Genomic DNA, 10,447 nt, shown 5'->3' with positions numbered 1-10,447 from the left:
GGCCAAGCGCGGCCCCGGAGGACAGCCCCCCCGCGAGGCGGTGCGGTTGAAGGCGGCCCCCACCGTCCCCGGCACCCCCGCGCTGCTGGGCGCCGCCCAGCGGGCGGCCTCGCTCGGCGGCCGGGCGCTGGCCCGGGGCGGCCGGATCGGCCGGCTGCCCGGCCCGCTGAGCGGCTGGTCCGCCGACCGGGACACCCCGGTGCCACCCGCCGAATCCTTCCGCGCCTGGTGGCGCAGGAACCGGGAGGGGAAGTGATGAACGCCCGGGAGGCCATCCTCGCCCGGGTCCGCGCCGCGCTCGCCGACGTCCCCGCCGACGAGGCCCCGGAGGACCTGCCCGTCCCGCGCGACTACCGGCGCGGCCACACCGCCCCCGGGCAGGACATCGTGGCCCTGTTCGCCGAGCGGGTCGCCGACTACCGCGCCACCGTCACCCGGACCGACCCGGCCGGACTGCCCGGGGCGATCGCCGCCGCCCTCACCGCGCGCGGCGCCACGCGCCTGGCCGTGCCCGAGGGCTTTCCGGACGGCTTCCTGCCGTCCGGCGGCTGGGAGTGGCACCGGGAGCCCCTGGACGTCCCGGCGCTGGACGCCCTCGACGGTGCCGTCACCCTCGCCGCCGTCGGCATCGCCGTCACCGGCACCGTCGTTCTGGACACCGGCCCGGGCCAGGGCAGACGCGCCCTGAGCCTCGTGCCCGACTACCACCTGTGCGTCGTCCGCGCCGAGCAGATCGTCGACGACGTCCCCGGGGCACTCGCCCGCCTCGACCCGCGCCTGCCGCTGACCTTCGTCTCCGGCCCGTCCGCGACCAGCGACATCGAACTCACCCGGGTCGAGGGCGTGCACGGGCCCCGCACCCTGGACGTCGTCATCGTCGACACCGCCGACACAGCGGCCACCGCCGCCCCCGAACCTTCGGAGCAGCCATGAGGATCGCCCTGCACACCCGCGTCCGTGGGGACCGGATCGAGGAGTACGAGGCCGCGCACCGCGAGGTGCCCACCGAACTCACCGACGCCATCCGGGCGGCGGGCGTGACCTCCTGGACGATCTGGCGCAGTGGTTCGGAGCTGTTCCACCTGCTGGAGTGCGAGGACTACGCCCGGCTGCTCGCCCGGTTGGAGGGCCTCCCGGTCAACATCGCCTGGCAGGCGCGGATGGCCGACCTCCTCGATGTCGTCCACGACTACTCCGCGGACGGTGCCGCCGCCGGGCTGCCCGTGGTGTGGGAGCTGTAACCGTCCCGGCCGCCCGGCCCGGCCCCGGTGTCCGGAAGCACCACGGCCGGGCCGGACGGAGCCCGTATGCTGCGAAGATCAGATGACCAGGGAAGGCGAGGCAGTGCCAGTCACCGACGAGGCGATCGAGAAGATCAAGGCCATGATCGTGAGCGGTGAGCTCCGCCCCGGCGCCAAGCTCCCGAAGGAGGCGGACCTCGCGGACCGGCTCGGCCTGTCCCGCAACTCCCTGCGAGAGGCGGTCAAGGCGCTGTCGCTCATCCGGGTGCTCGACGTGCGCCAGGGCGACGGCACGTACGTGACCAGCCTGGAGCCCGAAGTCCTCCTGGACGCGCTGGGCTTCGTCGTCGACTTCCACCAGGACAACACGGTGCTGGAGTTCCTGGAGGTCCGCCGCATCCTGGAGCCCGCCGCTGCCGCGATGGCCGCCCGGGTCATGTCCGAGGAGGACGTCACCGGCCTGGGCGAGGTGCTGGAGAGCCTGGACGAGGACGCCTCGCTGGAGGAACTCATCGCCAACGACCTGGAGTTCCACCGCAGGATCGCGGCCGGATCGGGCAACACCGTGCTCTGCTCGCTGATCGACGGCCTGTCCGGGCCCACCATGCGCGCGCGGATCTGGCGCGGGCTGACCGAGGAGGGCGCGGCGGCCGACACCCGCCAGCAGCACCGCGCGATCTTCGACGCCATCGCCGGCCGGCGCCCGGAACTCGCCCACGCCTGGGCGACCGTGCACGTCGCTGGGGTCGAGCAGTGGCTCCGCGACACCCTCGGCGAACCGGGATCGGCCCTCGGCTGACGTAGTGGTGTGGCGCCCGGGAACCCCGGCGTCACACCACTACGCGGGATGGGACACGTCAGGCCAGGTTCCACCGCTGCGAAGTGGCACCCGCCACACAGGGCTGGAGACCGAGCGGGGTCCCGTCGGCGGTCCGGCCGACGGGCGCTCCGAGGCAGAGCCCCGGAGCGGCCGGTGTGGTGACGGTACCGTCGGAGTTGAACCGCCAGTGCTGGTTGAGGCCGTCGTTGCAGTTCCAGATCCCGACCGGGGCACCGGGGGCGGTGCTGGAACCGAGATCGTCCAGGCAGCGCAGAGCGCTGCCGGAGTACACCTGCACGCTGTCGTCCGCGAGGTGGCTCCAGCTCTGGTTGGAGCCCGTGTTGCAGCTCCAGATGTCGAGCCGGGCGCCGGGGTTCGTGGTGGCGCCCGGGATGTCGACGCAACTGTTGGAGGCGGCGAGGACCAGGGCCCCGGTCACCGGTCCGGTGGTGAGAGCGAGGTCGTCGCCCCAGCCGGTGGCCGTGTTGCCGGGCGGGTTCCACTCGTAGACCGTGGCGCTGGTGCTGTTCGGTCCGGTCGTGAACCGGACGACCCACCTGGTGTAGGAGGTGCCGGAGAGGCAGGTGCTGGTGTCGGTGCCGCCGAAGTCCTTGACGCCGAGCCGGACGCACTGGCCGGCGGCGCTGATTTTCGCCCAACCGCCCAGGTTGTAGGCGGTGTTGGGAGTCAGACCCGAGATGGTCTCTTCGGCACCCGAGTTCGGCGGGAGGTGGATGCTGTACGCGCCGCTGTGGGCGTTTCCGGCCACCGCGCCGGCACCGCCGTAGCAGGTCCAGCCGGAGCAGTCGCCGGACTCGAAGCCGAGGTTGCCGCCCGGCGTGGCCGACCCGGTTCCGGGAGTCACCGCGAACCGGGCGAACTGGTCGTTCTGGTAGCCCACGACACCGAGACCGGCCTGGCCGCTGGAGAAGGTGTCGTCGTTGACCGAGCCCACGGCGGTGCCGTCGATCACCGCGGTGAGGTTGCTGTCCTGCATGGTCAGTGCCACCGAGTGCCAGCTGTCGGTGCCGAGCGCACCGACGGTGCCCTGGGCGAGGGTGGTGAAGTTCCAGCTCAGGTCGCTCCTGAGGATCGACCAGGCGCCGGTGTCGGAGACGCGCAGGTGGTAGGCGTTCAGGCCGTTGTTGTTGCGGCCCTGCTGGCCGACCCGGCCGAGTAGTTCCACGCTGCCCTGCTGCCGCAGGAGCACCCTGGCGGAGACGGTGTAGTTGCTCCAGCCGCCGTCGCCCATGAGGGTGTAGGGGTTGGCGTAGGGCTCGCCGGTCCAGCGCACCGGTGTGCCGGTGGCCATCTGCTGCAGGCAGGTGCCGGACTGGCCGCCGGCGCAGGGCACCTTGGCGAACGCGCCGTTCATGTCGGTGAAGTACTTCGGCGAGGTGCTGTCGGTGGCCCCGCCGAAGTCGTCGCGGTAGGGCAGGGCGAGGGGAGCCGCGGGCGGCGGGGTGGCGTTGCCCTTGCCCTGGGCGGCGGCGGTGCCCGGGACGGTGCTGGTCGTGGTCAGGGTGTAGACGTGGCCGGGCTGCAGGGTGAGGCTGTACCGGCCGTTGCCCGGTGTCAGGTCGCTCTGGTGAACGAAGTGGTCCGCGGTGTTGCCGGAGTTCACGTCGGTGGCCCAGACGTGGACGGTCCCGCCGGACAGGCCGCCGGTGACCTGGAGGTTCACGGTCTGGGCGGCGGTGGCGTCCATCGTCTCCAGCACCGTGCTGTAGTCGTCGGTGGTGGTCGAGCGCAGCGTCACGTAGCTGCCACCGCCGCCGCTGAGGTAGCCGCCCGCCGGGTCGATGTAGCGCCAGCCCGGCTGGGTGAACTGGGTGGTGTGCGCGGTGACCCAGGTGGTCCTGCCGATCAGGTAGTTCCCGGACCAGGGCTGGTTGGCGATCGACATGCCGTCGGTCGAGTGGTACAGGTTCGGGTAGAGCGCGGCGATCACCGGCCAGTTGATGAAGGTGGTCATCCGGCCGTCGAGGTAGTCGCGGTTGATGCCCCGGGCGACCGCCGGCGCGCCGTCGGTGGCGTCCTCGGAGCCGTTCTCGCTGGCCCACAGCGGTTTGCCGAGGCCACGGGCGTTCGCGGTGCTCGGGCAGGAGGAGAAGGATCCGAGGTAGCCGCACGGGTAGTGGACGCCGACGATGTCGACCGCGTTCCTGAACGCCGGATCGGTGGTCATCGCGTCGGCCACCGACCAGCCGTTGTTGTCCGATGCGACCACCTTGGTGGCGCCGTAACCGTTGGACACCAGCGAGGACTTGAGGTTCTCGTACCAGGCGGCGTCGAAGCCGCGTTCGTTCCAGCCACCCAGGTAGTCGATGGTCAGCCCGTGTTGCCTGGCGCAGCCCATCCAGTCCATCAGGTAGCTGATCGCGTTGGGAGTGAAGAAGGTGTTGTTGCCGCCGCCGACCCAGCCCGGCGCGCCCCAGGAGAGGCCGTAGAGCTTGATGCCGGGGTTGCGTGCCTTGGCCTGCGCGGCCAGCCACCACTCGTAGCCCTGGTCGCAGTCCACCACGCCCTGGGTGTGCTCGTGGCTGGCCTCGGCGCCGTCGGTCGAGTTGGTGTCGCCGCCGATCTCGATCTTCAGCAGCTGCAGGCTGGCGCCGTAGCCGGGCTTGAACAGGTAGTCCAGGAGCTGGGTGCGCTGCGGCTCCGGGTAGTCGACGAGGAGTCGGGTGTTGCCGCCGCCGCCGGAGATCGCTCCGATGCCGTCGAAGGCGAGGCCCGGCTGGGTGCCGTCGACGGTGACGGCGGTGGCAGGGGTGGTGACGGCACCGGCCGTGGTCGGCCGGATCAGGCTGGTCAGCGCGCTCAGTAACAGGATGAGGACGGCGGGCAGACCCGCGCGGTGGATCGATGGTTTCGCCACGGCAGCTCCAGGCAGACGGGAAGGACGGAAGGGAACGTGCTGCCGGCTTCGCGCGAAGGGGGCCGGCGGACGGTCGCTGTCGAACGGGGCCGGCGGAGCGCCGGGTGTACGGCCGGGACGCTCGGACGAGGCAACGGGCGATCGAAGGACCGGCGGTTGTCAGTGTATGCACAAGTCGCCCGATCGCGACCGTGGTTGACGCGAATCGATCCGATGAATGCGCACCCTCCCACGAAGTCCGGAGGCGTGCTGTCGGACCGCCCGAAGAACGGAACGGGCCCCCGAAGGTCGCGGAGCGGTGGCTGGACTAGCCACCTGACCTGCCGAATTCAGCTGGCGGTGCGCGAGATGGCGCGATCCCGGAGGGAGTCGACTCACGTCCGACGGGATGCGCCGACCATTGCGAGTCATCGGATATGTCGCCGTCAGATGCCTTGACAGTCCGCTCCGATCGCCGCGATACATGTACCTGACTCGCGGAGCCCACCCGATAGCGAGCATTCCAGGACAAACGGAGCATCCATGTCACGATCCATCAGTCGGAGAAGTGTGCTCACCGGCGTGGCAGTCGCAACCGCCGCCACCGTCGTCGGACCCGTCGGCATCCCGGCTGCGGCCGCGGCCGCGGGCGACCCGCTGCCCCTCGTCCCGCTGCGCATCCCGAAACTCGACCAGGGCACCTGGCAGCAGCCGGACAGCAAGATCCAGTGGATGCGCGACAACAAGCTGGCCATGTTCATCCACTGGGGCGTCTACTCGGAACCGGCCCAGGGCGAGTGGTACATGTTCGGCTCGAAGACCAAGCCGACGGCCTACCGGTCACAGTACGCCGGCGCCTTCGCCGCCCAGTCGCAGTCCTTCGACCCCGTCGCCTGGGCCCAGCTGGCCCGTGACCTCGGCGCCGCGCAGGTGGTACTGACCACCCGTCACCACGACGGCTTCGCCCTGTGGCCCAGCCGCCATCCCAATGCCTGGACCTCCGCCGACGCTCCGTTCCCCGCCGGCACGGACTTCGTCACGCGCTACGTGAACGCCGTACGCGCCGCCGGACTGCGCGTCGGGCTCTACTACTCACCGATCGACTGGCGCTACCCCGGCTACTACGACGTGACCGGGGCGAAGCCGCCGAGCCCCGCACTCACCTCCGACTGCGTGCTGCCGAACAGCCCGTACCCGTGGAACTACGAGGGCACCGATCCGGCCGGCTTCGACTACCACGAGAACGCCCGGACCATGAAGAACGAGGTGTACCAGTCCGTGAAGGAACTGGTCACCGACTTCGGCGCGGTCGACGACATCTGGTGGGACGGCGGCTGGCTGGCGCAGCAGGGCACCGACGCGGACGGGTCCTTCTTCTGGGAGCCCGGCCAGTACCGGGATCCGGGCAACGGCTGGCCGGTGGACGCCGCGTACGGCGAGACCGAGTGGGGCACCGGCAAGCCGCTGGGGCTCACCGGCCTGGTGCGCCAGCACCTGCCGAACGCGGTGGCCAACTCCCGTTCGGGCTGGGTGGGCGACTACGACATCGACGAGGGGTTCGGTGTGCCGAGCGGGCCGATCCGCTTCGGCCGCCTCGTCCAGAAGGCGTTCAGCGTCTCCGGCGGCACCTGGGCGTACAGCGGCGACCACGCCATGTCCCTGTCCTCGGCGCTGGCCCTGATCGTCAACTCCTTCGTCCGCGACATGTGCGTGATCGTCAACGTCGGCCCGGACGCGACCGGCGCGGTGCCGAGCAAGCAGGCAGCCGTCGTCCGCCAGATCGGCGGATTCATGACCGCCAACCGGGAAGCCGTGCACGGCACCCGCGGCGGGCCGTGGAACCCGGTGGACGGCCAGTACGGCTTCACCTTCACCGACCGGACCGTCTACGCCCACCTGCTGGCCGGGTACAGCGGCGGCAGCAGCTTCACGAGCCCCTCGCTGGGCGACGCGAAGGTCACCGCGGTCTACGACGTGGTCTCCAGGAGCCCACTCCCCCACAGCACGACCGATGGGAACGGCGTCACCGTCACCGGCATCGACCGCACCCGCTACCCCGACGACACCGTCGTGGCGATCGTGCTCGACCGACCGGTGGTCCCGACGGACATCGCCCGTGGCTGCCCGACCACGGCCGACAGCGTGGAGACCTCGCACGGGAACGTGACCGCCAACGCGGTGGACGGGGACACCTCCACCCGGTGGTGTGCGGCCGACGGCGGAACCGGCCACAGGCTCCAGGCCGACCTCGGCTCGGTGCGCCCGGTCACGGGCGCCCGGATCGCCTGGGAACTGCCGGGGAAGGCCTATCGCTTCCGGGTCGACGGATCCACCGACGGCTCCACCTGGTCGACGCTCGCCGACCTCAGCGGGAACACCACCGCCGCGCAGGTACAGACCATGACGTTCACGGCCCGGACCCGCTACGTCCGGGTGACCGTCACGGGCCTGGACGCCGGCGCCTGGGCGTCGATCCGCTCCTTGGAGGTCTACGACCGCCGCTTCCTGGACCCGTCCGTCTCCAACTCCGCCACTGCCGCTGGGTGACCGGCGCGGTGGGTGGCGCTCGTCGCGGGCGGGCGCCACCCACCGATCGGCATGGCTCAGTCGGCCTTGACCAGGTTCCACTGCCGCCAAGTGCCGCCGTTGACGGTCCACTGGGGTCGTCGGCCAGCTGTCTGGGAACACTCATCTGATCGATCTGGCCCGGTGATCCGAAGCCGCGATCAGCGAAGGCGGCGGACGATCCAGTGGGCGAGTTCGGCTTCGGCCTCCTGGAGCAGTCGCCGCGTCTCGGCCGTCGAGGCAGGGCTGGGCAGGTCCGCGAACGGGCGCATTGGTCAGCGACACGGCGCCAACGTAGCAGGAGGTCCCATGTCTGAGAAGCGAAGGGATGATCAAGCCCAACGGTTGGACGCCTCAGCATCTTCGAATCCACTGCTCTGACAAGGGGTTTCAAAACTCCTCTCACGAAACCCCTGGACTCGCCAGCACATGCCTTCTATAAATCCATCCCATGAATCAAGGTAATGTGAGCGCTCACAGCATCACTCGCTTCCCCCGGCGAACCGTCCACCTGGACTTCCACACCGGGCCCGACATCCCCGACGTGGGGCGGGACTTCGACCCGGTGGCCTTCGCCCGGGCCTTCAAGGAAGCCCACGTCGACAGCGTCACCGTCTTCGCAAAGTGCCACCACGGCCACCTCTACTACGGAACCGACCGGCCGGAACGCCACCCCGGGCTCGCCCCCGATCTCGACCTGCTCGGCGAACAGGTCGAGGCCCTGCACGCCGTGGGCATCCGCGCGCCGATCTACCTCTCCCTCCAGGTCGACGAGTACGCGGCCCGGGAGCACCCCGAGTGGATCGCGGTCGACGAGAAGCTCAAGGTCACACGCTGGAGCGCCACCGCCTTCGAGGCGGCCTGGAACATCCTCGACATGTCCAGTCCCTACGCCGACTACTTCGCCGACCAGTTGGACGAGGTGCTGCGCCGCGTCGCCCCGGTCGACGGCATCTTCATCGACATGTGCTGGAACCAACCCAGCGCGAGCCGCTGGGCGATCGACGGGATGCGCCGCGAGGGCCTGGACCCGACCGACGAGGACCACCGGAACCGCTACGCCGACCTCGTGGCCAAGCGCTACATGGCCCGCTACTCCGCCATGGTGGAGAAGTCCCTCCCCGCCGACGCCGTCCAGGGCGTCTGGTTCAACAGCCGCCCGAAGACCGGCCTGTCCGAGGAGCGGCAGTTCATCCGGCACGTCGAGATCGAGGGACTGCCCACCGGCGGCTGGGGCTACGCGTTCCTGCCGTACGTGGCCCGCTTCGTCCGCCCGCTCGGGCTGCCCGTCCTCAGCCACACCGGTCGCTTCCACGAGAGCTGGGGCGACAACGCCGGCCTCAAGCCCCTGGCGGCCCTGCGCTACGAGACCAGCCAGATGCTGAGCCACGGCCTGACCGGCGGCGTCGGTGACGTGCTGCACCCGCGCGGAGTGCCCTCGCGGGCGGTGTACGAGCTGATCGGCTCGGCCTACGGGCACATCGAGGCGTGCGAGCCGTTCCTGGAGGGCGCACAGGTCGTCAACGAGATCGCCGTGGTCGTGGACCCCGGTCTCGGCGACAACCCGGGCGCGAGCAACATCGGCGCCGTCCGGGCGCTCCAGCAGCTCCGCGCACAGTTCGAGATCGTCCCGCCGACCGCCGACCTGAGCGGGTACCGGGCCGTCGTGGTACCGGAGAGCACCCCCGTGGACGACGCCCTGGCCGAGCGCCTGGGCGCGTACCGCCAGGCCGGTGGCGCCCTGCTGCTGGTCGGGCCCGCGCTGCTCAAGAACGGCACGGAGCCGGCCCTGCCCGACCTCCCGGTCGAGGGCCTCGCCCCGGCTCCGGCCGGGGAGACCTTCCTCGCCTGCGAGGGCGTACCCGGAGCTCCGGAGGACTTCCCGGTCATCAACTGGGGCTCCCGGCTGACCGCCCGGGCGCTGCCCGGCGCCGAGGTCCTGGCCCGGGTCGTGGCGCCCTACTTCCCGCGCTCCTGGGACCGCTTCTGCGGCCACCAATACACTCCCCCGGCCGACCCGACCGACGAGGTGGCCGTCGTCGTCGACGACGGGGTGGCCGCCGTGACCGTGTCTCTGCTGGAGGCCTTCCACGAGCACGGCCTGGAGACGTACCGTCAGCTGCTCGGCGCCGCCCTGGACCGGCTGCTGCCGGACCCGCTCGTCCGCGCCGGCGGGCCGGTCCACCTGGAGACCACCGTCGCCCGGACCGCCACGAGCACCGTGGTGCACCTGATCAGCTTCGTCCCGTCCCGGGAGACCCCGCAGCTGGACCTGGTGCACGACGCGTTCCCGCTGGTCGACGTGCCCGTCGCGATCCGGCTCGCCACCGCGCCGCGCTCGGTGCGGCTGCAGCCCGCCGGACAGGAGCTGGCCTGGGAGCACGACGGCGAGTACGTCCACGTGCGGGTCACCACCGCGGACGGGCACGCGATGGTCGTGGTCGAGCACGACTGACGCGGTAGCGGCCCCGGGGCGCTCCTGGGGTCCGTCCTCAGACTCCCGCAGGCGGAGGTTTGAGGACGGGCCCCAGGGCCGTCAGCCGACGGGCAGCAGGGTCGGGTCCGCCATGATCCGGCGGACCGTCGTCAGCGCCGCGCCCAGCAGCGGCCCGCGCCGACCAAGGGCGGACGGGCGCAGCGCCTCCGGAGCCCAGGGCCGCACGGTGACCCGGGCGGCCAACTCGGCGCGTACGGACGGCAGCAGCCAGTCGGCGAGGTCGGCGTAGGCGCCGCCGAGGACGAGGCCGTCCGGGTCGATGAGGTCGACGGCGGACGTGAGGGCCAGACCCAGGGCGCGCCCCGCGCGGTCCAGCGCCGCCAGGGTCGGCGGGTGCCCGGCGCCCGCCCGTTCGGCCAGCAGGGCGATCGCGTCGCCCGGGCCGTGCGGCGGGCGAACCGCCCCGCCGCGCCCCGCCCCCCCGCCCCCCGCCGACTCCCCGCCGCCGCGGGCGCCCCCCGCGCCCC

General features: G+C 71.6%; 7 protein-coding genes and 1 pseudogene. 6 read left to right on the top strand and 2 right to left on the bottom strand.

Annotated elements, in window-relative coordinates; genetic code table 11:
* The 4 genes and pseudogenes from ACFVWU_RS39915 to ACFVWU_RS39900 form a co-directional block, all read left to right on the top strand.
* Positions 1 to 256 (top strand): annotated as a pseudogene (locus tag ACFVWU_RS39915) ((4Fe-4S)-binding protein); the annotation flags it as partial.
* Positions 256 to 933, top strand: a complete 678-nt coding sequence (locus tag ACFVWU_RS39910) for a lactate utilization protein C (protein ID WP_387630436.1) — start codon at positions 256 to 258, stop codon at positions 931 to 933. The pseudogene ACFVWU_RS39915 and the gene ACFVWU_RS39910, both read left to right, overlap by 1 nt.
* Entirely contained in the window at positions 930 to 1,241 is a 312-nt protein-coding gene (locus tag ACFVWU_RS39905) for an L-rhamnose mutarotase (RefSeq protein WP_387630434.1), read from the top strand. The genes ACFVWU_RS39910 and ACFVWU_RS39905 overlap by 4 nt, the downstream gene beginning before the upstream one ends.
* Before the next feature lie 103 nt (positions 1,242 to 1,344).
* Positions 1,345 to 2,040 carry a FadR/GntR family transcriptional regulator gene (locus ACFVWU_RS39900; RefSeq protein WP_387630431.1) on the top strand — a complete coding sequence of 232 codons (696 nt, stop codon included), beginning with the start codon at positions 1,345 to 1,347 and terminating at the stop codon, positions 2,038 to 2,040.
* A 58-nt stretch (positions 2,041 to 2,098) separates the two neighbouring features.
* Here the strand turns inward: ACFVWU_RS39900 and ACFVWU_RS39895 are convergent, their stop codons facing one another.
* A complete protein-coding gene (locus ACFVWU_RS39895) occupies positions 2,099 to 4,939 on the bottom strand; it encodes a ricin-type beta-trefoil lectin domain protein (RefSeq protein WP_387630430.1) in 2,841 nt (946 codons plus the stop codon).
* Positions 4,940 to 5,500: 561 nt separating this feature from the next.
* Between ACFVWU_RS39895 and ACFVWU_RS39890 the strand changes: the two genes are divergently transcribed.
* On the top strand, positions 5,501 to 7,465 hold the full coding sequence (locus tag ACFVWU_RS39890) for an alpha-L-fucosidase (protein ID WP_387630429.1): 1,965 nt from the start codon (positions 5,501 to 5,503) through the stop codon (positions 7,463 to 7,465).
* 484 nt (positions 7,466 to 7,949) lie between these two features.
* Complete coding sequence (locus tag ACFVWU_RS39885; protein ID WP_387630428.1) at positions 7,950 to 9,938, top strand: alpha-L-fucosidase; 1,989 nt, start codon at positions 7,950 to 7,952, stop codon at positions 9,936 to 9,938.
* Positions 9,939 to 10,019: 81 nt separating this feature from the next.
* Here ACFVWU_RS39885 and ACFVWU_RS39880 read toward each other — a convergent pair.
* The coding region (locus ACFVWU_RS39880) for an ROK family protein (protein WP_387630425.1) at positions 10,020 to 10,447 on the bottom strand (428 nt) is incomplete at its 5' end.

Origin of the sequence: Kitasatospora sp. NPDC058190, from assembly GCF_042883685.1 — a bacterium.
In the GTDB taxonomy this organism is placed as follows: Bacteria; Actinomycetota; Actinomycetes; order Streptomycetales; family Streptomycetaceae; genus Kitasatospora.
This window is presented reverse-complemented; position numbering and strand designations above follow the sequence as displayed.